20 protein-coding genes are annotated in these 23,860 nt (G+C 37.1%); all 20 read right to left on the bottom strand.

Annotation, left to right across the window (positions count from 1 at the left end):
- Positions 1–32 precede the first annotated feature (32 nt).
- The 20 genes from MHH81_RS01450 to phnH all read right to left on the bottom strand — a co-directional run bounded on the left by MHH81_RS01450 (position 33) and on the right by phnH (position 23,835).
- Positions 33–848, bottom strand: coding sequence for a carbohydrate ABC transporter permease (locus tag MHH81_RS01450; RefSeq protein WP_340917106.1), 816 nt, complete (start codon positions 846–848; stop codon positions 33–35).
- On the bottom strand, positions 845–1,738 hold the full coding sequence (locus MHH81_RS01445) for a carbohydrate ABC transporter permease (protein ID WP_445678121.1): 894 nt from the start codon (positions 1,736–1,738) through the stop codon (positions 845–847). The genes MHH81_RS01450 and MHH81_RS01445 overlap by 4 nt, the downstream gene beginning before the upstream one ends.
- Positions 1,739–1,782: 44 nt before the next feature.
- The gene (locus MHH81_RS01440; RefSeq protein WP_340917103.1) at positions 1,783–2,901 is read right to left on the bottom strand and encodes an ABC transporter ATP-binding protein; all 1,119 of its coding nucleotides are present in this window, start codon (positions 2,899–2,901) and stop codon (positions 1,783–1,785) included.
- Positions 2,902–3,410: 509 nt separating this feature from the next.
- Positions 3,411–4,850, bottom strand: coding sequence for an HD-GYP domain-containing protein (locus tag MHH81_RS01435; RefSeq protein ID WP_340917100.1), 1,440 nt, complete (start codon positions 4,848–4,850; stop codon positions 3,411–3,413).
- 509 nt (positions 4,851–5,359) lie between these two features.
- Positions 5,360–5,587 carry a YdbC family protein gene (locus MHH81_RS01430; protein ID WP_340917099.1) on the bottom strand — a complete coding sequence of 76 codons (228 nt, stop codon included), beginning with the start codon at positions 5,585–5,587 and terminating at the stop codon, positions 5,360–5,362.
- Between the two features lie 353 nt (positions 5,588–5,940).
- Positions 5,941–8,934, bottom strand: coding sequence for a type III restriction-modification system endonuclease (locus tag MHH81_RS01425; RefSeq protein ID WP_340917097.1), 2,994 nt, complete (start codon positions 8,932–8,934; stop codon positions 5,941–5,943).
- Between the two features lie 13 nt (positions 8,935–8,947).
- The gene (locus MHH81_RS01420) at positions 8,948–10,852 is read right to left on the bottom strand and encodes a site-specific DNA-methyltransferase (protein ID WP_340917094.1); all 1,905 of its coding nucleotides are present in this window, start codon (positions 10,850–10,852) and stop codon (positions 8,948–8,950) included.
- A 456-nt stretch (positions 10,853–11,308) separates the two neighbouring features.
- Complete coding sequence (gene hpaB, locus MHH81_RS01415) at positions 11,309–12,742, bottom strand: 4-hydroxyphenylacetate 3-monooxygenase, oxygenase component (RefSeq protein ID WP_340917090.1); 1,434 nt, start codon at positions 12,740–12,742, stop codon at positions 11,309–11,311.
- Between the two features lie 329 nt (positions 12,743–13,071).
- Positions 13,072–13,833, bottom strand: a complete 762-nt coding sequence (locus tag MHH81_RS01410; RefSeq protein WP_340917088.1) for a tyrosine-protein phosphatase — start codon at positions 13,831–13,833, stop codon at positions 13,072–13,074.
- 171 nt (positions 13,834–14,004) lie between these two features.
- On the bottom strand, positions 14,005–14,865 hold the full coding sequence (gene phnE / locus MHH81_RS01405; RefSeq protein WP_340917084.1) for a phosphonate ABC transporter, permease protein PhnE: 861 nt from the start codon (positions 14,863–14,865) through the stop codon (positions 14,005–14,007).
- Positions 14,865–15,653 (bottom strand): phosphonate ABC transporter, permease protein PhnE, encoded by a 789-nt coding sequence (phnE, locus tag MHH81_RS01400; RefSeq protein WP_340917081.1) that lies wholly within the window; start codon positions 15,651–15,653, stop codon positions 14,865–14,867. Before phnE (MHH81_RS01400) ends, phnE (MHH81_RS01405) begins: the two co-directional genes overlap by 1 nt.
- Positions 15,654–15,665: 12 nt before the next feature.
- Positions 15,666–16,439, bottom strand: coding sequence for a phosphonate ABC transporter ATP-binding protein (phnC, locus tag MHH81_RS01395; protein WP_340917079.1), 774 nt, complete (start codon positions 16,437–16,439; stop codon positions 15,666–15,668).
- Positions 16,440–16,531: 92 nt separating this feature from the next.
- On the bottom strand, positions 16,532–17,572 hold the full coding sequence (locus MHH81_RS01390) for a PhnD/SsuA/transferrin family substrate-binding protein (RefSeq protein ID WP_340917077.1): 1,041 nt from the start codon (positions 17,570–17,572) through the stop codon (positions 16,532–16,534).
- Between the two features lie 110 nt (positions 17,573–17,682).
- Positions 17,683–18,507 carry a PHP domain-containing protein gene (locus MHH81_RS01385; protein WP_340925085.1) on the bottom strand — a complete coding sequence of 275 codons (825 nt, stop codon included), beginning with the start codon at positions 18,505–18,507 and terminating at the stop codon, positions 17,683–17,685.
- Complete coding sequence (locus MHH81_RS01380; RefSeq protein ID WP_340917075.1) at positions 18,497–19,219, bottom strand: phosphonate C-P lyase system protein PhnL; 723 nt, start codon at positions 19,217–19,219, stop codon at positions 18,497–18,499. Before MHH81_RS01380 ends, MHH81_RS01385 begins: the two co-directional genes overlap by 11 nt.
- A 20-nt stretch (positions 19,220–19,239) precedes the next feature.
- Positions 19,240–20,421 (bottom strand): phosphonate metabolism protein PhnM, encoded by a 1,182-nt coding sequence (phnM, locus tag MHH81_RS01375; RefSeq protein WP_340917073.1) that lies wholly within the window; start codon positions 20,419–20,421, stop codon positions 19,240–19,242.
- 14 nt (positions 20,422–20,435) lie between these two features.
- On the bottom strand, positions 20,436–21,275 hold the full coding sequence (locus MHH81_RS01370; RefSeq protein WP_340917072.1) for an ATP-binding cassette domain-containing protein: 840 nt from the start codon (positions 21,273–21,275) through the stop codon (positions 20,436–20,438).
- The gene (locus tag MHH81_RS01365) at positions 21,268–22,134 is read right to left on the bottom strand and encodes an alpha-D-ribose 1-methylphosphonate 5-phosphate C-P-lyase PhnJ (protein WP_340917070.1); all 867 of its coding nucleotides are present in this window, start codon (positions 22,132–22,134) and stop codon (positions 21,268–21,270) included. The genes MHH81_RS01370 and MHH81_RS01365 overlap by 8 nt, the downstream gene beginning before the upstream one ends.
- Complete coding sequence (locus MHH81_RS01360; RefSeq protein WP_340917068.1) at positions 22,124–23,239, bottom strand: carbon-phosphorus lyase complex subunit PhnI; 1,116 nt, start codon at positions 23,237–23,239, stop codon at positions 22,124–22,126. The genes MHH81_RS01365 and MHH81_RS01360 overlap by 11 nt, the downstream gene beginning before the upstream one ends.
- Positions 23,239–23,835: a phosphonate C-P lyase system protein PhnH gene (gene phnH, locus MHH81_RS01355; RefSeq protein ID WP_340917066.1), complete on the bottom strand. Its 597-nt coding sequence runs from the start codon at positions 23,833–23,835 to the stop codon at positions 23,239–23,241. The genes MHH81_RS01360 and phnH overlap by 1 nt, the downstream gene beginning before the upstream one ends.
- Between the last annotated feature and the right edge of the window lie 25 nt (positions 23,836–23,860).

Raw genomic sequence — 23,860 nt, 5'->3', positions numbered from 1 at the left:
CCCTTTTTGTTTTGAATGGTTTAAATTTAAAATTATTTTAAGGCACCTTCAGTTAAACCTTTTTGAAGCTTTTTCTGTCCAAAGAACAATAATAGTAATGTGGGAATAATAACAATGACAGCACCTGCCATTATGACACCCCATTCGTTTAATTGTTCCTGGGTTTGTAATTGCTTCAAGCCAATTTGTACTGTACGTACCGTATCATTTGTCGTCGCCAATAGTGGCCATAAGTACATATTCCAAGAGGATAAAAATCCATAAATGCCTAATGTGACTAAACTAGCCTTGGATACAGGTAACACGACTGTTACATAATATTTAAAATCACCCATACCTGCAATCTGACTGGCTTCTCTTAACTCCTTTGGTATTTGTTTAAAGTTTTGCCTTAACAAAAATGTACCAAATGCTGTTGCAAAGAATGGCACTGCCAAGCCAGCATAGGTATCAATCCATCCTAAATCTCGGATGATTTGAAAGTTAGGAATGATCGATGCTTCAAAGGGTACCATCATCGTCGCGATAAATACGTAGAATAATAAATCTCTTCCTTTAAACTCCAGAAAGACAAAAGCATAGGCAGCTAAACTAGATAAGACAAGTTGGCCAATCATAATCACAATAGACACTACTAAACTATTAAATAAATACTGTAGTAAAGGAAAGCGTTCAAATGCACGGACATAGTTATCTAAAGTAAATGTACTAGGTATACTTCCGGTTAAAATATCCTGATTGGTCATGAAGCTCATTACAATGGCCATAATCATTGGTCCTGCTAAAATAAGAGCTGAAAGGATCAGTAATACATAAAAAATGACTTTTCGGCTTTTAGATATGGTCATTGATAGTGAACCTTCCTTTCCCCAAGCTTAAATTGCAATGCTGTCATCAATAAGATCAGGATGAATAAGACAATTGCTTGGGCACTCGCGGATCCAAATTTATAATTCGCAAAAGCCTCTCGATAAAGCGAATAAACGATTAAATTTGTTTCATTTATTGGACCGCCCTGTGTTAAGATATCGATTTGACCAAAGGATTGAAAAGCATTAATAATCGTTACCGTAATGACAAAAAACATGGTTGGAGAAAGCATCGGAATAGTTATTCTTCTTAGTTTGTATAAATATCCTGCACCTTCAATATCAGCACTTTCGTATAAAGATGAATCAATAGATTGCAAACCACCTAACAATATTAAAAAAGTAAATCCAACATTCATCCAAATCGTAGTGATAGATACAGCTATTAGAGCCCATTTCGGGTCTGTTAGCCATCCAATTGCTTCAATCCCAAACGATCCTAATACTTGGTTAAGTAATCCCATCGATGGATTAAATAAATACAACCAAAATACAGATGCAGCTGCAACAGATACTCCCATCGTTGAGGAATATATCGTTCGAAAAAAGCCAATCCCTTTTAGTTTTTCATTAGCAATAATAGCGAGAAATAAACTAATGATTACTGATGCAGGGACTGTATATAGAACAAACAAAAACGTAGACTTCATACTTTTTAGAAAAATCGGTGAGCTAAACATATTTAAATAGTTTTCCAAACCAACAAATACGGTTGGATCCCCGTTAGCTTTTGTTAAGAAAAAACTTAGATAAATAGTACGAAACATCGGATAAAATAAGAAAACGCTAAATAAAATAATAGATGGTAATAAAAAAGCCATACCTTTTATAAAGCTTTTGATTCGTTGTTTCTTTTTTACTTGCTCCATATCTAATAGACTGGTTTCATATATTTGAGCTGTGTTAGTCATACTCATATAGCTAAAACCTCTTGTTCTTTATCTTTCAAGGCAGATTGAATTAAATCACCTGTCTCAGAATCAAAAAATAATAGATTTTCAGGCAATATTTGGACAGGTACTTTTTGACCTACATGGATGGACCATTGTCCTGGCCATTTAGCCGTCCATAATTCTGAACCAACGTCAAATGCAATCGATGTTTCATTTCCCAATTGTTCAACATTGACCACTTCTAAAAAGTGATTTGTATTTTCATTTGTCCCAGGCAGTACATGCTCAGCCCGAATACCAATAGTTAACTTTTTATGATTGTGTAAATCCTTTACAAATGCAGAATCGAAGGCGATATGTAGTTGACCCTCAACAATTAATTCCTTGCCGTCTTCTGAAAATCTTGCTATTCCCATATTCATCTTTGGAGAGCCAATAAAAGAAGCAACAAATAGATTGGCCGGTTCATTATAAAGGGTAATTGGTTTACCAACCTGTTGAATTTCCCCATCATTTAAAACCATTATTCTGTCACCCATCGTCATCGCTTCTACTTGATCATGAGTAACATATATCAATGTCATTCCAATTTTTTTTTGCAATCTACGAATTTGGACCCGCATATTAGCTCGAAGTTTGGCATCCAAGTTGGAAAGTGGCTCGTCCATCAAACAAAGTTTCGCTTGACTTACAATAGCTCGTGCTAATGCAACACGTTGTCTTTGACCACCGGAAAGCTCTCTCGGTTTACGTTCTAACAATTCAGTTAGTCCCATCATTTCAGCCGCTTCTAATAATCTTCTTTGTCGTTCTTGTTTATCAACTTTTTTTGCCTTTAAACCAAAGAGAATATTCTCCTCTACTGATAAATGTGGATATAAGGCATAGTTTTGAAAAACCATTGATAAATTTCGTTCCTTTGGTGGCATGTGATTCACAGATTTACCGTTAATCTTTAAAATACCTCCAGAAATTTCTTCCAGTCCTGCAATCATTCTGAGTAATGTACTCTTTCCAGATCCAGAAGGACCAACAAGAACAAAGAACTCACCTTCGTCTATTATTAAATTGATTTCGTTCAATACGCCTTTTTGTTTATCGTATGACTTCGAAACCTCAACTAACTCAATTCGGCTCATACCCAACCTCCCCTTTCTTAAATTTGGGCGCATAGTTATTAAAACATAAAGAATTGCTTAAAAAAGGAATTTTACAGTATTTTAACTAATATTTTACAATTTCCAAAAAATTAATGGATACTTTACATTTTTTACATTAGCTGGGTTTATTAATTAGGTATTTCGTTACCTTCAAAATGACTACTACTATAATTCGTCCCATGGTCAAGGTCACAGAAATCAATTATTCCTATAGCTTTTCCAATTTATTGATTTCCGTTCCAGACGGACGCTTTCCGCGGGCATGGCTTCAGTCTCCTCGTAGCTTTCGCTCCTGCGGGGCCTTCAGCTCATGCTATTCCCGCTGGAGTCGCCGTCTTTCACTACAATCAATTGCCTACAAAAATAGTAGTTTTAATAAAAAGCATACAAAAAACAGTTGTAGAAAAAGACTCGTTTTTCTACAACTGCTTCAATTTATGGGCTTATTGGACAACCTCAAAAATAGTTTAAGTTTGATAAAAATACTTCTAAATCGCTGAAATCAAGTCACCAGTCGTATCATCATTAATCGTAGTGGAAGGGTATAGATAAACAGATGGGTTTCGTTCACATAGGGACACCCATGCATCTACACATGTAGGATCAAAATGTTTCCCTTTTTCCCCTACTAATACATTCATTGCCTCGCTATGGGACCATGCCTTACGGTAAGATCTCTCGGAGGTCAGTGCATCATATACGTCTGCTACCGCCACGATTCTCGCTAACAAATCGATTTCATCTCCCATAAGCCTGTCCGGATACCCACTTCCGTCCCATTTTTCATGGTGAGAACGAATAATACTTAGTTCCTCTTTCATAAACCCGAGTTCTCTACACATGTCGTAACCACTTACGGGATGCTGTTCAATTATTTCTCTTTCCTCCTTGGAAAGTTTTCCTGGTTTATTTAGAATATCATCTGGAATATTAATTTTCCCGACATCATGGACTAATGCACCTTGTGCTATCACGCGAAGCTGCTCTGGTTTTAACTGAAGTTCTTCTGCTAAATGCAGTGCATACATTGTTACACGAAATGTATGGCCTACGGTATATGTATCTTTTTTCTCTGTTGCAATCACTAAATCTTTCACACTTGGAGAAATACTGTTCGTAATTCTTTCAAAAGGATCATTCGTAAATAGAGCACGCATGGCAGAGATGAGTGTACCTTTCGTAGCATACTGCTTTACTAACCCAATTAGCATCACAATCATCGAAGCAAGTAATAAGTAATGATAGATCCACCAGCTCAGTCGCCAAGTCTCTCCGGTAACCATAATAATTTGGGTTAACATAAACCATCCGGCGATATAGACAATGGCAAGTTGAATTGGAAAACGGGAAAATCTGTATGTCTGGTAATAACGAAACATCGTAATAAGATTTAATAATAAAGTAATAAATATGATCGCCACTTTAAACGATTGTACATATAATGGCACAATGATATGAGGAAAAAACATACCAATGATCACCACAATACTCATTAAGACGATCCAAACTGGAAGAAGCAACTTATGCCTACCAGATAACAATTCAACTAACTTATTGTCGGAAGGTAGCGAGGAAAGCCATAACCAAATCGTTGCTAGTAACATACTCAACTGTGCTGCAACACCCGCTAAATCCGTTTCAGGAAGCAATAAATGAGGTGTTGATAAACCATGCAATAAAAACAGCAGTGCAAGTGAAATAAAAGACAATGCCAAAAAGCTTACTTTAATATTACGCAATCTTTTCCCCGCAATCCCTACTGCTATGGCAATAATCGTAGACAAGGACGCGATAGCGCTTACTATATAAAAGTGTCTTTTAAGGTTCATTAAATACGGATCTGTCATAAGTCCGAATCTTAAACAAAGAAATAGGACTAGGGGTAAGGTCATGGCGATTATTGGTCCAACAAAGCTATAATTTTTCATGCAATTGCCTCCAAGGCTCAAAAATTATGTAAATAATACTAGTATCTGTACGTATTATAACAAGTTTATACATATTTCGACATAGAATTTCAAGAGAATTCGACAAAATTTTCAATAAAATTTCATTTCAGCACCTAATACATATGTGAGTGGCTGAAAATAAATAGATTTACTTGGACCAGTATAAACAAAACTAGCCAATAGAAAATTGCTTTCTATTGGCTGGTATTTATTTTATCGGGGTTTATAGTACATTTCTTTAGACTGTAAGGAACAGTATGTTAACTTCCTAAATTAGAACACTTTACTTTAATATTATCTTTCCTTTGAAGAGGCTCTCTCAATTTTGGAGCCTTTTGAAGCATCTCATCAAAGTGTTCAATGTCTATTTGCTTGGTAGCCAGTTTTTCTGCTGGAGTCTCACGGATTTTCGTCACAAAATATATGCTTTAAAAAAAACAGCCTAGAGCTTGCATAAAAAAAGAGCCATATAAACGGCTCCTTTTCCTTTAATCTAAATCTTGCAATTCATTCAACGCGGCTTTCAAAGCCTGCAATTCCGATAGAGTAAATGTAACACCCTTACGCATTTTTTCATGATCCTCTGACCACTCTCGAATATCGTATTTCGGTTCTCGGTCATTCCAGCTAACCAAATTCAGCTCTTTCGTCCATCCTTTACTTCCCTCAGACAACACCGAAATCGTTTCCTTAATATCGTATTTAATTTCAGCCATTATATTTACATCCTTTCTTAGTTGAAAATCTTTCTACAGTCTCAGGTGACACCCTAGAATTTAGATTATCTCTTCAATCTTAAGCTTTTTAAGCATATACTACTCATCGTGAATCCATCCACCTTTAGATCACTATGCTTTACTTTGTTGCTTCTCTTTCAACTGTTCAAATAACTTTCCAACTATCCCTATCCCTACATTTTCATATTTGGCTAGATGGCTCGCTTACCCGCCGCGGATTCTACAATAATATAAATGCTGAAAACAACAGCCTAATTTAACAGAGACAAAAAGTAAGGGACTAACTACAAAAACAAGCTAGCCCCTCCATTCTTACTTTCACATTCATTCTTTTAGTAATTAACCTTCTCTTTAAACGCTTCATAGCTATCGGAAACTTTGTATGCCACATCTGTTTGTAGCGCTTCGAAATGTTTTTCACCACATTTGATTTTTGCACTTTCTCGGTTTCGGAGTCCATCTAAGTCCGTTGTTCCTTTTGTTTCGATTACGAAGAAAAGTTTTTCTACTCCATCTTTATCTAATAAGATTGCCCAGTCGGGATTGTAGTTGCCGAGTGGGGTTCCAATGACAAAGGAAGACGGAAGCTTCACGAATAGCTTTACGTCTTTATCTTTATCAAGGTCTTCCGCAAATGCCTTTTCAACGTCCGAGTCGTATTGAATATAGTTATAAACCGATTTTTCACCCGATACTTCTATCGTATTCTTTTTCAAGTATCCAATCAGTTCTTGCTCTTCAAATAAGGATTGGGAAAAATATTCCTGTTCACCAATTTTTTCATATTTAATCCCATCAATAATCATACTTTGTTTTTCTTTATGGATAATTTTTACTACCGCTTCCATAAATGCTTGTGGATTCTTTTTAAAGTCATCTAGTCTTCCCGACTGAATTAATATCTCTATTAATGTTTTTCTTTTAAGCGTTGTATGATCTTGTAAATAACGGAGTATATCTGGAAGTTTTCGTTTCACTTCTTTTAATTCCGTAACTCGGAAGCCCTTCCCTTCTCCCGTTATCCCCTTGCGTTCAGTGCGAATATCTGCTTTTTCCGTTCGAATTTTGCGCGCTGAAATCTCTTCTAATTTTTTTACTTTCTCTACGCATTTCTCTATTAATTTTTCGGAATCTAATGAGACAGAATAAGTTGTTTTATATTTGATACGGTCCCATAATTCATTGAATTCATCGGTCAAGAAAACTTGTTTGTTCAGTTGGATATCTACACGATCGTCTTTTTTGAAAACAGGAAGCTTTTTGATCGACTTCTTTAATACTTCCGTTATGCCATATTGAATATCCGTGAACTCTTCTGGTACTCGGAATTCCTCTTCTGACAATTCCTTCTTTAACTTTTCTTTCACTTCTCCATTTTTAGAAACATAGTTTTCTTTTACGAGATAAGCAAACACTTCTGCCGAACGCTCATAGCCAATCTCTATTTCCTTACCCGTTTCTTTATCCTCAATCGTAAGAGTGGCAAAGGTTTGTTCTTCAATGAATCCAAACTTAACGCCAGTTTCCTCTTCCATTTCTTTTTGAAGACTTTCTGCAAAGTCATGGTAAGATTCGTTTGCGATAACAGTCAATATGTTCAAATTTTGATCGTATTGTCTGATCCCATCTTTATTTACAGGTAATCGAAGACCACGCCCAATTTTTTGTCGCTTCGTTAGAGGATCTTTTGACTCTACCAGCGTACATATTTGAAAGACATTTGGATTGTCCCAGCCCTCTTTTAAAGCTGAGTGGGAAAAGATAAATCGTAAAGGTGTTTCAAAGCTTAGTAACTTTTCTTTTTCTTTCATGATTAGTTCAAAAGTGGATTCATCCTCTTTATTACTGCGAAGTTCCCCTGTTTTGCTCATAGAACTATTTTTGTATTTACCTTTTCCATCTTTCGAAAAATAACCATCATGTACTTCGGACGCTTTTGGGTTTGCTATATACTGATTTTCCTCTAATAGCGTATGGTATTTTTGAAGTTTCATAAGATTGGTATATTCCTCTTCAAACATGGTTGCATAAATTCCCTTTTCCCAGGAAGAACCTTCAGGATATATGCGATAATTTTCCACTCGATCAATAAAGAATAAGCTCAGAACTTTAATTCCTTTATGAACAAGTGATAATTCCTTATCTAAATGTGCACGAACGGCTTCTCTAATTTGTAATCTTTTTAGTTGTTGATCATCCAAACCACCGATGACACCACCTATTTTTAGGAACCTTCCATTCGCGAATTCAATGGATTCATTTCCTAGTTCTGCATTTATACCTTCTAGAACATACCCTTTATACAAGTCTCGTTCGCCTGAGATTGTAAATAAATTACTCTTCGTACTTGGATTTATTTCTTTTACAACACGTTTTACTGTGCCATCTTTTTTCTGTTCATCTATTTCTACCTTGGCTTTATATCCACCACTGTTTGATACACTCACAAGTTTTATATAAGCATCGTTATGATCATCTCCAGAGGTAACTGAAAGTACTTCAATCTTTTTCACTAACTTCTGATCATAGGCATCGACTGCATCTAATTTATAGATAAGATTATACGTTTCTTTATGTGTTGCGGAAAAACGAAGCTTACACATTGGATTTAAGGAAGCAATTGCTTTTTTAGCTGTAGCCGTATTATCTACGCTTTGAGGTTCATCAATAATGACAATTGGATTTGTTTCTTGAATGAACTGAATAGGGCGCATGCCATTCATTGTGTCTCGTTCCCGGTGAATAAGATTTGCTTTATTGTCTTTCTCTGGATCATCAAAGCTTTTACGGAACGCATCTATATTAATAATCATTACTTCAATATTCGTACTGGTAGCAAAGTCTCTCACCTGCTCTAAATTCGACGAATCATATTTAAAGAAATGACAATTTTGACCTGGATACTCTTCTTTAAAATGAGTTTCCGTCATTTGAAGGGATTTATAAACTCCCTCACGAATAGCAACACTCGGAACAACTATGATAAATTTGGTAAAGCCGTATAGCTTGTTTAGTTCAAAGATAGAACGTGTATAGACATACGTTTTCCCTGTTCCTGTTTCCATTTCAATCGTGAAATTCCAATCTTGAATATGGTGATCTTTTTTCAAATGGTTTCGAACTTGTACTTCTTGTAAATTTTCCATTACATCTAACGCGGATAGCTCTAGTTTATTTCCTACACCTAAAGCGGTAACCTCTGAACCCACAATATCGCCCATACTAACAGTAAAATTGGATACATTACTTGATTGACCTTTAAAAAGATCCGTAATCGATTGAATTGCATCAAACTGATACTGTTGTTTATCAAATTTAATCTTCATTTGATGCACCTCCTTAAATTACTCGAATGTCATCGACACCACTTCTTTTCAATAGTTGTTCTGCATTAATTTTCGCCTCATCAGACGCAAATCCATCATCTAAAAACACCATACGTTTACACTCTGGGTAATGTAAGACTAGTTCTTCTATATTTTTAGTTGTTAGATTTTTATCCAAACAAATCACTAAATAACCAAACCCTACTGAGAATGAAGTAATATCTCCCACTTTTTCTTCTTCCATTGGCACAGTTAAAGGAATGCCGTACTTCAATAAAATCTCATAAAGTACATCTTCCTGCGTACGCCCTTCTTTTACTGCTCCTTCAAAGAATAAGAGATTATTTTCAATATTCTCGGCATCCTCATCCCACGTTTTTAAATTTGTCTCATCTAACTTGAAAACTTTAAATCCAATATCCAGATTGTCTAATCCGTCTTTATCTTTATTTTCTTCTTTTACTTTTAAACCAGCACGTCGAATACGTTCTTTACCGATTTCACAAATGTTCGTATAACCCGCTTTGTAAGCATCCGACTTTTCATCCGTTGTTTCTGGAATCTGCACCATAATAAATTTCCTGCTACCTCCGTCTGCAGCATTTAAATCCATGACCGCATGGGCTGTTGTTGCTGATCCCGAAAAGAAATCTAGATAAATTTCATCGTTTTCAAAAATGCTTAGTAATCGCTTAATGAAACTTAATTGCTTTGGATTATCAAATGGTGTATTGAACTCTTTTAACAAAGAATAGTCCGGTCTTTGGTCATCTGACATAATGGATTTTGGTCTCTGCTCTAGATTATCTGTTAAATATCTTTTAAGTCTTGGAAGGCTTCCATCTGTATGAAAATGAATCCTATCTTCCTCTATTAATTGTTGCAGTTTCTCTGCGCTATATCTAAATCCTCCTGGAGGAATCGGGTCTTCCATTAAAGTAAGAGGATTCATGATAGTTACCATGTTCCCGTTCTTTACCCCACCTAGATTATCTTTTTGGTAAACTCCTTTATCGTCCATATACCAGTAGTTCACAAAATCCGTAAATCGAGGATATTTAGTAATTTGTTTTAATTCTTCCGTAATTTCATCATGGCTTAAATTCATATTCCTAAGCTCTTCAATTTTTCTTAAATAATCATTCACATTATTTTTGGCTACTGCCCATTTATTTTCTGCATATTTAACATTTAAGCTACCAATATTTTTAGCATAGACCAAACAATAATCATGACTTACAGAGAAAAAGATGGCTTGGTTTTTTGCACTATTTGTATTTCTCGTGACAGAGGCAATAAAATTCGCTTCCCCGAATATTTCATCCATTATTTTTTTTAGGTTACTTTGCTCTGAGTCATCAATACTGACAAAAATGACACCATCATCTTTCAATAAACTCTTTGCTAACTTCAATCTTGGATAAATCATATTTAGCCAATCCGTATGGTACCTACCATTTGTCTCCGCATTGGATTTATAGCTTTCCTCCATCATTTCTGTATAGTTTTTAATATTGTTATGGAAGTTATCTTTATAGACAAAATCTTTTCCAGTGTTATAAGGCGGATCAATGTAGATCATTTTCACTTTATCTCTATACGAGTTTTGAAGGAGTCTCAGGACTTCTAAGTTATCTCCTTCTATATATAAGTTTTGTGTTGTATCCCATTCTACACTCTCTTCCTTGCATGGACGGAGGGTTCCTGTTGATTGTTTTTGTGCCATTTGAATCGCTTCTGTTTTTCCGTTCCATGTAAATTCATATCTTTCTTTTTCGGATTGTACACGGTCTCCTAGAGCGATCTTTAGTTTTTCAAAATCTATCTTTTGTTCTGTAAAAACTTCTGGGAATAGCTCTTGTAGTTTTTCCACATTGTCTTTCACGACATCTATCGTTTTTCCTTCTAATTTTTCCATTTAAATCATACCTTTCAGTGTTTCAATTTCTTTCGTTCTCTTTTTTTCTTCTTTTTTATCTTCATATGCTAATCCATCTTTTCATTAAACTCTATTGCTTTCTTCTGGCATCCCAGATTTCATTAAACCAAGTCTTTTAGACTGGTGTTTCCGTGACGTATATATTATTAACATTATAGGAGTGTATACATAACCTAATCACTTTACAGTAAATGGTAAAGAAATTTGGATACTTATTCACCCACTTTAGTAATACAAAAGGTTTAATCCTAAATTTAGTTCCGTTGTAGATCTATTCTCGCTCTCCATTACTTATTGTCGTTTTAGGCAAAAAGTAATCTATACAAATATTTTATCATATCCCTATAGTTTTCCATCTAACATTAAAAGTCAGTTTGGTTTCATTCGTTTACGCTATTTATTTAATTCCAACAAAAAAAGCCCGCAACCGCGAACTTATTTCAACATATCCTTCACTCGTTGCACAAACGGGTCTTTATCATAGGAGTAGTATAGCTGAGTAGAAAGCCTAACAGGGTCACCAAAGAAAAAGCGTTCATATAGTGTTTGGCGTGTGCCGAAAGAACTCATCGTTAAATCCCAAGCTAAGCGGAAAAGTTTGACGCGATCCTCTGCATTGTCTTCGTTAGACTGTAAATATTGATCGAGATCTTTTCTAATTGTGGATTGAAACGCATTTTCGGTTGGGATGGACATTAATCCACTTGCCCCTAAAAGCTGAATGATTTCGGCAAACCTCGGGTATACGCGTGGAAATACATTCATCGCCACCTGTAGTGTATGGCGGTCTGGTTGCATAAACCCCCATTGGTTGATTTTTGCTTCTACCTCGGATTTGATTACTAATGCTTTCATCGTTTCCAAAGCTACAATAATTTCAGAAGCCTTTTCTTGGACATGCTGATATTCTTCTATTTGAATTGTCTCGATAATAGATTGGACGATCCCCAATATAAATTCTATTTTCACAATTTGTCTAGATGCAACTTGATGTAGGGTAAACGGTAGAAAAGAGCTAGAAATCATGAAGCTGGTCGATACTGGGATGTTATCATAAAAAAATACGCGATCCCAAGGAACCAATACATTGTCGAATACAACAAGAGAATCCATTTCCTCATATCGCGAGCTTAGTGGATAGTTAAATGTGGAGTCGCCACCAACAAAGGATTCTCTACATATAAACCTTAATCCCTTGCTATTACTAGGTATGGAAAATAAAAATCCATGTCCTTTTTCTAGAATCCCTCCCGATGATAACACTAATAATTCATCCGTTATTCCACCTTGTGTTGCAAGTAACCTAGCACCCTTTACGATAATTCCTTCTTCGTTTTGATCGATTACCTTCGCAGCAATTGGCTCCTTTATATCCTCCACATAAAACTGTGCCCGATTAACTTGTGGATCAATAAATGTATGGGTCAAGGAAATATCATGTTCCCTTGCATATTCATAGAACGCTCGTAAGTTAGCAGGAAAACAGTTCTGTTGATTTTCTAATATATCTACTGATGAAACATAAGCCATTAACACTGTATTCATATAGTCTGGACTTCTACCCATCAGCCCATTGTTTGTTCTAGCCCAATGCTGCACCATTGCTCGCCTGTTAGCTAAATCCTCTTTTGTCTTTGGCTGTAAAAAAGACATGCCTACTGAATTTCCCGTTAACGGGGATGGATACGTCATGACGTCTTTTAAGGAAGCATCATGCTGCAAATCGTACAATGCCGCCTGACTTCTCATGATCCCCTTGAATGCAGCGTGCTCGGAAATCTTACCCGTTACAGGTTTACCATCTATCCATATATTCGTTTGAAGTTGGTCAATTCGATCAATATATTGCTTTCCTGTAATAGCTGGCATATACACTCTCCTAAATGGTACTAGCTGATTATGCAAATTATCTAACCATTTCTTTAGTTGTATACTATTAAAATTTTCTTGCGATTGTTACTACGTAGCGTATATACCTCTTGTTTTATATAGAAAACTAAAAGGTACAATAAGTAGTGATCACCTATTCAAGAGGAGTTGTCATGATGAAAAAAATATTATTCGCTCTTTGTGGAATTACCCGCCTAAATGATGATGGGTTGATTTATAATGATAAATTTGAATAATAATAGAATAAGCCCCAGAAACTTATGAAAATTGTTTCTAGTGCTTATTCTATTGTGTCCTCACTAAATTGGTTAAACTAAGTAATGTGATTTCACTTTCTCTCTTACACCTGCATCTATCCCAAATTCCTCCAGTAAATACGCATCTACACTCCCGTACACTGATAAAATACTATTATATGCGCTTTGAATATAGATTTCTCTACAGCTTGCAAGTATTGCCACTGTTTCATCGTCTTGAATTATTTCTTTCATTTTTTCTAACCATTTTGGTGTATTTTCTTGTAAAAATTCATTGGTTTTTAAGTAATCTTCGATAATGGTCTCGATTGGAATATCTAAAATCATCAAGATAATTGCTGCTCCTACTCCAGTGCGGTCTTTACCTGCTGTACAGTGATGTAATAATGGTCCCTTCCCTTCGACAAAAATCTCTACTAGCTTTTTATAGGAAGCATTATTTATCGGTAATTCAACGTAAAATGCAGTAAATGAGTGTTCATCTATATTAGAAAAAGCTTCATTTTTTAATAATTCTTTCATGGCAGCAGTTTGGGTCTCATTTTGTTTTTGTGCAGGAATACGAATATTATTTACTCCCCCAATAAGAGGGGTTACATTGGTTTGTGCCTCCACTTCATCACGATAATCAAAAATAGTATGTAAACTTAATTGTTGAAGCTTTTCCAGGTCAACTTCTTTCATATTTCCTAGTTCACCAGAGCGAAATAGTACTCCTTCTTTTACTATACGACCATCTTTGGACTTGTAACCACCCATATCTCTAAAATTGTGGATACCTTCAAATTTTATTGCATTTAATAGTTTATTCATAAAATCCTCCTTATATCATTGTATGTTTTATAAGTACTTACTCGTCTTTACCTTCTAATAAATCGGTGGTATGGGCTCTGTTAAACTAGCTGCTTTGCTCTCGCATCGGTTCATTTATTCCATTTCACACGAAAAAGGATTTCCCATCTAAACCGGAAAATCCTTTTTCGTTTATTTGGCTGAGGCTGGGAAGTAACGACTTTTCAATTTAGTAGAAGCTAACTCTAAAATAATCGCTAAAAGTAAAATCATATAGGTGATTAATCCGACTTCGCGCATATCAAAGTAGAAGCCAGATGCCATGAACAATTCAAAGCCAATACCACCTGCTCCTGCTGCTGCTCCCATTGCTACAGCTACAGAGAAGTTAATTTCAAATCGTAAAAACGTCCAGGATAACAGATACGTGAAGGTGGACGGCAAGACAGCATGTGTCACAATATGCCACCAATTGGCTCCTGTTGCACGTAGCGCTTCCAATATTCCTTTATCCACTTCTTCAAACGCTTCTGAAAAAGCTTTTACCAAATATGCAATAGAGTGGAAAAGCATACCTAGAACGGCAGCTTCACTTCCTAGCCCTGCTGCAATTGCAAAGATTAATACCCATAATACGGTTGGAACTGCTCGAATAAAAGCGACCACGATTCGAATCGTTTGAGATACCCACTTGTTGGATAAATTGGTTGCCGCCATTAACGCCAGGAAGAATGCAATGACCGCTCCTAAAATCGTCGCAAGGAATGCTAATCCAAGCGTAATCCCTACTTGATAAAAAGCTTCTCCCCATGTGAAGTGAGTCAATGCTGGTTCTAAGAACATCGTTTTCAAGTTATAAATGGTTTCAGGGATAGCTGTCGCTAAGTCCAAGCCCGTATAGTTAAAAAACAGAAACGCTAAGATGGTTAGAGCAGTGAGAAGTAGAATGGTCCATTTCATCACACGCTCCACTTTGTTTCCCGATTTAAGAGAGATACGGCCATCTGATTTTCTTTTGATATATGTCGATGTAGTGGTAGTTGTTGCTTCCATTATAGAATCACCTTCCGTATATGGTTTGAAATTAACTCAATAGCTATGACGGAAATGACGATACTAAGTGTTACAAGCGCTACTGCATTATAATTAAGGGTTTTATAATAGAGGTCGAATGAGTACCCAATTCCAGTACCAGTTAAAATACCAACGAGTGTCGCACTTCTGATGTTCGTCTCGATCATAAACAAAATCCAGCTAATCATCTGTGGCAAACATTGGGGAATAACTGCTTTATAGACAATTTGAAAGTATGTAGCTCCAGTTGCTTGCAATGCTTCCACTGCACTTTGACTCGCTTCATCAATGGATTCGATAAATGCTCTCGTTAAGAATCCAACTGACCCAACAAATAACGCCAAGTAACCTGTTACGGAGTTTTGACCAAATGAAAGCAACAATATTAACGCCCAAGCAACGACTGGAATATTTCGTGCAACAGATGCAACGAAGCGTGCAAAAACGCCTAACGCTCTGCTCGTTCCTGTTGTTTTAGATCCCATTAATCCTAAAAAGAGAGAAACAACAGTCCCAGTTGTCGTCGCTGCAATGGACATAAGGATAGTCTCTGCTAATTTTTCTAATATCTTCGGCAGTCTTTCTAGGGTTTCTTGGGTAACAATCAAATTGGAGAATATCCAAGTAACAGCATTCGGTAACGTTGCAATTCCATGAATGATATTAAAGTTCGTTATGTCAGATGATAAATACGTCAAGACGATAATAATGGAGGCAAATAGTATCGTCTGCCACTTCCGCTGGTTTCTCATTACTTTTTCATTCACTTTGGTTGCTCCTTACACAGTTACTAACTGTCTTTTCTCTACAGTTTTTGTTCCATAAATTAAGTCTGTACTGTCTGTATTCAGTCTATAGCTTGGTCCATCAAATACGATGCTCCCTTTACTTAAACCAATAATGCGATCAGAATATTCACGTGCAACTTCCACTTGATGCAAATTCACGATGCAAGTAATATTAAGCTCCATCGTAATCATTTTTAAATAATCCATAATCACTTTGGATGCATTAGGATCAAGAGAAGCGATTGGTTCATCACAAAGAACGATTTTTGGCTCCTGAATAAGTGAGCGAGCAATACCTACACGTTGTTGTTGACCCCCACTTAGCTGATCGCATCGTTTATAGGCATGTTCTTCTATTCCTAATTTTTTTAGAAGGAAAAAGGCATGCTCCTTCTCTGCTTCTGAAAACCTTCCCAGAATACCTTGAAGCGTTGTTTTATATCCCAATCGACCATGTAGCACATTTTCTATCACCGATAAACGCGGCACGAGATTATAATGTTGAAAGATCATGCCAATGTTCGTACGCATTTTGCGTAGTTCTTTCTTGTTCAAAGTCCCTACGTCTAGACCATCAAAAATGACTTTCCCTTCATCGATTTCAACCATTCGATTAATACAGCGTAAAAGTGTTGATTTCCCTGCTCCTGATGGACCAATGATGGAAACAAATTCTCCTGCTCCTACCTCAAAACTAACGTCCTTTAAAACTTTCGTTTCTGCGTTATATGATTTCCCTAACTTCTCCACTTTAACTAAGGACATATGATTCGACTCCCTTTAAGCTAATTTATAAAATTAGAGCATGCACGTAATCGCATGCATACTCTAATTCCTTACTAATGCCATTCATTTTTTTATTTAGAAAGCTCACGAATTGGGTTGAACCATGCGTCTTCCACTTCTGCGAATCTTTCACTTTCCGTTTTGAAGAATAATCCTGGTTGTCCTGAATCTTTAGGAACAAAGATTTTTTCATTGTTTGCCACTTCATCTGAAGTGAATAGTTCTAGTAATTTATCATAATCCTCTTGACCTAAAGCTTCTAAATTTGCTGCGAATGGTGCGTTTAAAACCGGAGTTACAGACATCAAAACAAATTCTTTACCTGGTACTGTGTTAAAAGGCTCTGCTGCGTCGTCTTTTACTTTATAAACGGATCCAGCTGTGTTTTTTTCACCTTCCACCACATCTACGTAGTTTTCTACGCAAGTATCACAGAAAGCCGCTACCTCTGAATTGTTACTTAATAGATTTACTGCAGAACCTTGATGTGAGTTACCGAATAATACTTGAGAGAATAGAGGTCCGCCTTCCATCAAATCTTCTGGTACTAAATTTTCAAAGCCTGACTTCTCTGCATAATGAGCGATAATTGATGATGATGGAACCACAAATCCGGATGTTGAACTATTTGAAACGAATGACATACTTTTTTGTTCTAGTGTATCTAAAGAAAATTCTCCGTCTACTTTGAAATCATCTTGTGCATCTACATTTACAGCTAACCAGCTATGGTATAATGCATCATCTAACGTACCTGATTTACCAGTAGGTACAACTAATGGTTGAATAGCATCGTTTCCATTCTTAGCTTCGATATAACCTTGCGCTCCCATGAAAGCAAGATCTGCGTTGTTGTTTATTAATGTTTCAATAGCAATTGCATAATCAGTAGTTAACTGATGTTCCACTTTTTTACCAGTAGCTTCTTCAATTACTCGACCAATTTCATCACGTGAAGATTTCATATCTGTACCAGATTCATTTGGGTACCAAGCGATTGTGATCACGTCGTCCACTTTTGACTCCTTCGCTCCAGCAGTTCCTTCTGAGCATGCAGATAACAATAGAGCAACTACTAAAAACAGGCTGATGATAGACCAATTTTTCTTCATTAATAATTCTCCTTTTCGCTAAATAAAATGGCAGTGCAAGATTCTTAACCTAGTCGTACTTTTACATTTAAACATAAATTATTTTCCAATTGTGGAAATTTACAGTATCTTTAAATACTATTAACCTTCTTTACAACTCTTTGAAATGAAGGACTCACAATAGCCCCAATTTCAATAGTTACTCCATACAAACCGTGGAAATCTGTACCACCAGTCATGATCAAGCCATATTTTTCAGCTATAACTTCCACCTTTTGATAGTCTTCATCTGTATGATCTAAATGATTCCGTTCTATTCCCCCCAAGCCAACCTCTACAAGTTCTGGAATAAGGTCATAAGAATTTAACTGACCAGGATGCGCCACGACAGCTAGTCCTCCGTCTGCAACAATTGCTTGCACAGCTTCAAAAGCGTCTATATACTCAATATCCCCGGCAGCAACACCGTCTCCTTTAAATAACCTTTTATAAAGTTGCTTATATTCAGAAGATGAATAGTCCGCATCGGTGAGATGGTGCATAATATGTTGTTTGTAAATGGTCTCGGAAGGCTTAGCAGTTTCCTTTATTGCTTCTATATCCAGTTCATATCCAGCAGCTATAATGTGTTCTATCTGCCAAATAGAATGAGCCTGACGCCGCTCCAGTAGCGGCTCGCAAATCTTCTGTATGTGAGTTGCATCTGGAAGATAGTTATATCCCAGCACATGTACTTTACGGTTTCTATTAAAATCGTAGGCTGATATTTCAATACCAGGTATCACCTTTATGCCGTATTTTTCACCGAGTTTGATTATTTCAGGTAGGCCTTTAACCGTGTCATGATCGACAAAACTAATATCCGTTACCCCTTGCTCACTTGCCTTTTTCATTACCGATTCTACAAGATCTGATCCGTCCGAGTATCGACTGTGGACATGTAAATCAGCTTTCATCCCTAACAACTTCTTTCGCAACGGTCAGTTGCCTTGTTTGCATATCGAAAACCTTATCGCAAAGACCTTCCATAAATTCGATATCATGAAAAATACCTACTAAGGTTGTTCCTTTGTTTTTCAACTTCTCGATGATTTCACGAACCTTTAGTTTTGATTGCTGATCTAGACTAGCAGTTGGTTCATCCAACAATAATAATCTTGGATTTTTAACCGTTGCCATAGCAATGTTCAAGCGCAGTTTTTCACCGCCAGAAAAAGTATTTGGATAGCTGTCCCATAGTTTTGGATCTAATTCAAAATGAGTTAATGCTTTTTCCGCTTCTACAAGAGCAACTTCTTCTGATTCGCCCATTTCCAGTAAGGCATTAATAACGAGCTGTTTGCAGGTGGTTCTCGGCATGACATTTAAAAATTGGGATACGTAGCCAATTTCATACTTTCGTAAATACAACATCTTTCTTTCGGGAATGGTCGACAAGTCGATGTCACCAAAACGGTCTGAGTTATATAAGATCCCGCCTGTATCGGGTAAATAGGAGCGGTAAATACTTTTCAATATAGTAGATTTCCCACTGCCACTCTTCCCTACAATTCCTATAAATTCTCCAGCTTCCAAGGAGAAATTAATATGTTCAATCGCAGGCATCGTTTTCCCTAAATGATGAATGGTGAATCGCTTGCCAAATTCCTTTATTTCTAGCATCGGCATATTGTTTCCTCCTCGCTTTACTATTTAATCCGGTAATTGGTTGTCGTTATTAAAACACCATTCACCATTGTTCCAGTTAGCATTGGATAACCGTCTTCCATTCTTTCAATCACAAGAAGGTCGGCTTTCTTCCCAACTTTTATAGAACCCAACTCATCGTCCATGCGTACAGCTTTAGCAGGATTTAGGGTAACCATCATAAACATTTTGTGTAAATCTTTTCCGTGCTTTTCATGCAAATCAAATATGGCATGCAACAGAGCAGCCGGGTAATAGTCACTGCAAAGAATATCTACACAATCATGCGCAATCGCTTCTGCTGCTGATAAATTGCCAGAGTGCGAACCACCGAGTAGCACATTTGGAGCCCCCGCAATGGTATGTAAACCGATTTCCTTCGCCCGTTTAGCAACCTCTAGTGTGATAGGGAACTCACTAATCGTTGTTCCAAATGATTTCACTAACTCTAATTTTTTTATGTCATCATCGTCATGTGATGCGACTGCAATCCCTCTTGATAGAGCGATATCTGCCACTTCTTTTATTTTTTCTATCGTTAAAAACTCCGTGCTTTGTCGTTCTGCGATTAAAACATTCACATCATCATCTGAAATATCACGGTATCCCTTTAAAGTTTCACGGTAGACTTCTAGATTGCGATATTGCCCTTGCCCTGGTGTATGATCCATAAAAGATAATAAATGCACTTTGCCATCTTCCATATTTCGAACAAGTGTATCAATCTCATCCACATTATCTATTTCAAAACGTGCATGTAAGCGATGGCGGATTAAGTGCAGCTCGTTATGCGTTGCATCAATGGCATCAACCATTCGTTGGATATTGTTCGGATTACGCATCGGTTTATGGGTAAAAACGTCTTCACGGTAAAAAGAAAGGGAATGGAACATTGTCGTAATCCCATGGCTGATCAATATTTTTTCTGCTTCTCGTAAACTAATATTGAAATCCATCATGCTAGTCGGTCTCGGTGAAGCAATCGTCTCAATATAATCAGAATGGATATCGATAAATCCAGGGGAAATATATCCGCCTCTGGCATCCATTAGATTTGCCTCTGGATAAGCTACAACTTCTTCCTGTGGGATAATCGCTTGAATGGTTTCATCTTCCACGACAACCGCGAATCCTTCGATAATTGCTTCTTCCGTTATGATTTTCCCGTTATGAATAATGTACAAAGTAGTCGATCCTCCTATAATAATGAGTAAACTAATTGCTGCGTGTACTCATGTTGTGGGTCTTCTAAAACTTGATCTGTTAATCCCTCTTCGATAATTTTTCCGTTCAGCAAGACAATCGTTCGATCTGCAAGCATGCGGATCACCGCTAGATCATGCGATACGACGATCATACTGATACCTAAATCCCGTTGTATTTTTTTAATTAAATCCAGAACATTTGCCTGAACAGATAAATCGAGACCAGTTGTTACTTCATCCAAAAATAAGATCGGCGGATTATTCGACAAAGCCTTCGCAATTTGAACTCTCTGTTGCATCCCACCAGAGAAATTTCGTGGTTCTTCTTTCATTCGATGCAAAGGAATATGCACGCTTTCCAGTAGCCTTTTGCTCGTTGCTTCCATTTCTGCTACGTTTCGATTACCTGCCGCAATTAGTTTTTCCGCAATATTACCGACAGAAGAGAAGTTCATTTTTAAACCATGCATTGGATTTTGATACACCATGCCATAAATATGGTTTCGAATAGAACGTTTTTGCTGGGAAGACAGTTCAAAAACGTTTTGCCCTGCTAATATAGCGTCGTTGATATATGCATCTCCTGAAGATACCTCTGCATCAAAATACAAACATTGCATCATCGTAGATTTTCCGCTTCCACTTTCCCCAACAATCCCCAAAATTTCTCCGGGATACAAATCAAATGAAATATCTTGGCATGCATAAACCGTGCCGCAATGCTTACAGAAGTTTTTCTCCAATTTTCTCGTCTCAAGTTTCGAGCATTCTCGACATCCTGTACCAAATTGCTTTCGTAAGTTTCTGACTTCTAGTATTGGTTCCTCATGCATAGCTGGTTTGCACCTCAGCTTTCTCTTTCTTATTCAACTGATCCATACAGTGGCTTGTGTCGTTACATTGATAGATGGTTTTTCCTGTTTGATGATCAATCAATTCATCCAAAAAGATAGCTGTTGAACCACATAAATGACAATGCTCGCCTTCAAACGATTCCACCGTAAATGGATAGTCTTCAAAAGCAAGAGATTCGACATTTGTATAAGGTGGTACAGCATATATTTTCTTTTCACGTCCTGCCCCAAGTAAGATTAAAGCTTCCGAATGATGCATCTTTGCGTTATCAAATCTAGGGATCGGGCTAGGTGCCATCACATACCGATGATTCACGTATACCGGGTGATCTGCAGCTGTAGCCGTCTTGCCGTATTTCATAATTTGTTCGAATAACATTAACCACACACCGCTATAATCATCTTCGGAATGCATTCTTTTTGTCATATATTCTCTTGCTTCCACTTTTCGAAGTGGCTCTGGTTCCGGAACTTGCAAAACAATAATTTGCTCTTTTGTTAGAGCAAATTCTGGTATACGGTGCCTTGACTGAATAATATCAGCGTCTTCCGTTTGATCCGTTAGCTCTACACCAGTTGTTTCTTGGACTAGTTTTTTTATATTGACTGCATTGACCGACTCGTCTGCACCTTGGTCAATCACTTTTAGTACATCTGCCTTACCAATAATCGAAAGAGTGATTTGTAATCCCCCTGTGCCCCAGCCACGCGCAATTGGCATTTCTCTTGAAGCAAATGGCACTTGATATCCGGGAATTGCTACTGCTTTCATAATGGCACGACGAATTTCCTTTTTAGATCCTTCATCGAAAAAAGCAAAATGAGTTTTAGCTTTCAACTTTCTGCACCCCTTTCTTCACTTGGCGCATACTATCCAATTTAGATTGGAACGTAACATAATGCGGTAATTTCAAATGAGAGATAAAACCGGTCGATTCCACTGAATCTATGTGCAATAAAACAAATTCTTCATCATGAGTTGGGAAATCAGATTCTGTATGCTCGAGACATTGATCTAAAATACTCATAGCAATAGCCTTCGTTTCATTTTGTCCATAACAAATGCCATAACCGATTTCAAACTCCAACACATATTCATTGTTTTCATTTTTCACTTTCGTTGGAACAAACGACTCCACTTCGGTCACCGTGATTTCTCCGATGTAAAACTCTTCTTCTTTGCTCTGCTCCATCTCGTTTGGATGTTCTACATATATCGGAACAGCACCTACACGTACCTCTCCAACAGTCGGATGAACTTGCCCATATCCTCTAAGTGAGGCGTACCCTAGAGATGTAACAGCACCTGTTTGCCCTCGCGTTAGCACTTGCAGCCTCTCACTACGCGTTGTTGGAAATTGTAAACTTTGCTTTGTAATATCGATAGGTGGTGTGTTATTTGCTTTGTGTTTTTCGAAAAGTCCTTCTTCACGCAAATAATCCACTACTTTGGGGAAATACATAAGTTCGTCCAACTTCTCTATATTTTGCAATTCTTCTTGGTAATTCTGTAGCCATTGCATATTATCTTCTGTGTTTTCTTTTATGAGATCAAAGTCTAGCAATCTGTGGGTGTAATCATATGTTGCACCTAATAATTGACCACCTGGGATATCTTTAAAACTTGCAGAAATTCTTCGTTCGACGAACATCGTTTCCGATTCAACTGTTTGACTGTAATAGGGACGCGGCAAGGTGGAACGATGAGCACGCATAAGGAAAACCGCTTCCTCCATACTTCCTTCTGCTTGTTTAATAGCTAATGCAGCCAAGTAAGGAGAATACAAACTACTTTCAGACATCACTTGATCTACCATTGCACGCATAGTCGACATAATTGTGTTTATTTCTATGATTTCTTTGCCTTTTAGACGTTCAAACTTTAATCGTTTAATAGAAGCTTCAATTGCCTGAGTACCACCTTTTACTGGAACGTATCCCATTAGCTCACCCCCATCATATTCACGGAAGTCGACCGAGGAATGCATACGATTTGTGCATCCGAATCCGTGAAAATCAAATCAATTCCCAGTGGATATTCCTTCGTCCGTTCATTTCTCGCTTGCCACATAGATGGCTTAAAGCTTGTGTCCAATTGAGATGTATGTTGAATCCCAGGTCCAGTTAAAGTCATTTCACCTGTATTAGATAAAGGAGAACTCTCGATAATCCATGTCGATGATTGCTGCGGATCGATGAGGTTGCCATTTTTACATTGCAGTAACGCAGTTTGAATTGCCGCATCTGTATCTTCACGCAGTACAATGACAAAGTCTGCTTCATTAATCGGTGAATATCTTGCAGATGTATATTCTGAAATTTTTTCTATTAAATTTTGTTGATCATTTGAAAGAATGTGAAATGTAACTTCTGCATCTAGAAATGTCATCGCAGTTAAAATGGTTGCTTCATTACATGGAAGATTGAAATCCACTCGTTCTGCTAGTTCAGATAAGGTGGAAATCGTTCCAGGTCGTGACATACTGTGCAATACTTTTCTGTAAACTTGCTGCAAATCATGTACTTGATCAATCGCCATACTATCTCTCCTGGTCATTAATTTT

The sequence above is a fragment of the Psychrobacillus sp. FSL H8-0484 genome, from assembly GCF_038005325.1.
Lineage (GTDB): Bacteria > Bacillota > Bacilli > Bacillales_A > Planococcaceae > Psychrobacillus.
Note: the sequence above shows the minus strand (reverse complement) of the source record. Positions and strands in the feature narration are given on the sequence as shown.

Coding starts and splice junctions, on each gene's coding strand:
- MHH81_RS01385 (WP_340925085.1), bottom strand. CDS start 18,507: ATGAAAGCTGATTTACATGTCCACAGTCGATACTCGGACGGATCAGAT.
- MHH81_RS01435 (WP_340917100.1), bottom strand. CDS start 4,850: ATGAAAAATTATAGCTTTGTTGGACCAATAATCGCCATGACCTTACCC.
- phnC (WP_340917079.1), bottom strand. CDS start 16,439: ATGTCCTTAGTTAAAGTGGAGAAGTTAGGGAAATCATATAACGCAGAA.
- phnH (WP_340917066.1), bottom strand. CDS start 23,835: ATGGCGATTGATCAAGTACATGATTTGCAGCAAGTTTACAGAAAAGTA.
- MHH81_RS01445 (WP_445678121.1), bottom strand. CDS start 1,738: ATGGAGCAAGTAAAAAAGAAACAACGAATCAAAAGCTTTATAAAAGGT.
- MHH81_RS01430 (WP_340917099.1), bottom strand. CDS start 5,587: ATGGCTGAAATTAAATACGATATTAAGGAAACGATTTCGGTGTTGTCT.
- MHH81_RS01450 (WP_340917106.1), bottom strand. CDS start 848: ATGACCATATCTAAAAGCCGAAAAGTCATTTTTTATGTATTACTGATC.
- MHH81_RS01370 (WP_340917072.1), bottom strand. CDS start 21,275: ATGCATGAGGAACCAATACTAGAAGTCAGAAACTTACGAAAGCAATTT.
- MHH81_RS01390 (WP_340917077.1), bottom strand. CDS start 17,572: ATGAAGAAAAATTGGTCTATCATCAGCCTGTTTTTAGTAGTTGCTCTA.
- MHH81_RS01425 (WP_340917097.1), bottom strand. CDS start 8,934: ATGAAGATTAAATTTGATAAACAACAGTATCAGTTTGATGCAATTCAA.
- MHH81_RS01420 (WP_340917094.1), bottom strand. CDS start 10,852: ATGGAAAAATTAGAAGGAAAAACGATAGATGTCGTGAAAGACAATGTG.
- MHH81_RS01360 (WP_340917068.1), bottom strand. CDS start 23,239: ATGGGATACGTTCCAGTAAAAGGTGGTACTCAGGCAATTGAAGCTTCT.
- MHH81_RS01440 (WP_340917103.1), bottom strand. CDS start 2,901: ATGAGCCGAATTGAGTTAGTTGAGGTTTCGAAGTCATACGATAAACAA.
- MHH81_RS01380 (WP_340917075.1), bottom strand. CDS start 19,219: ATGCCGATGCTAGAAATAAAGGAATTTGGCAAGCGATTCACCATTCAT.
- hpaB (WP_340917090.1), bottom strand. CDS start 12,742: ATGCCAGCTATTACAGGAAAGCAATATATTGATCGAATTGACCAACTT.
- phnE (WP_340917084.1), bottom strand. CDS start 14,865: ATGGAAGCAACAACTACCACTACATCGACATATATCAAAAGAAAATCA.
- MHH81_RS01410 (WP_340917088.1), bottom strand. CDS start 13,833: ATGAATAAACTATTAAATGCAATAAAATTTGAAGGTATCCACAATTTT.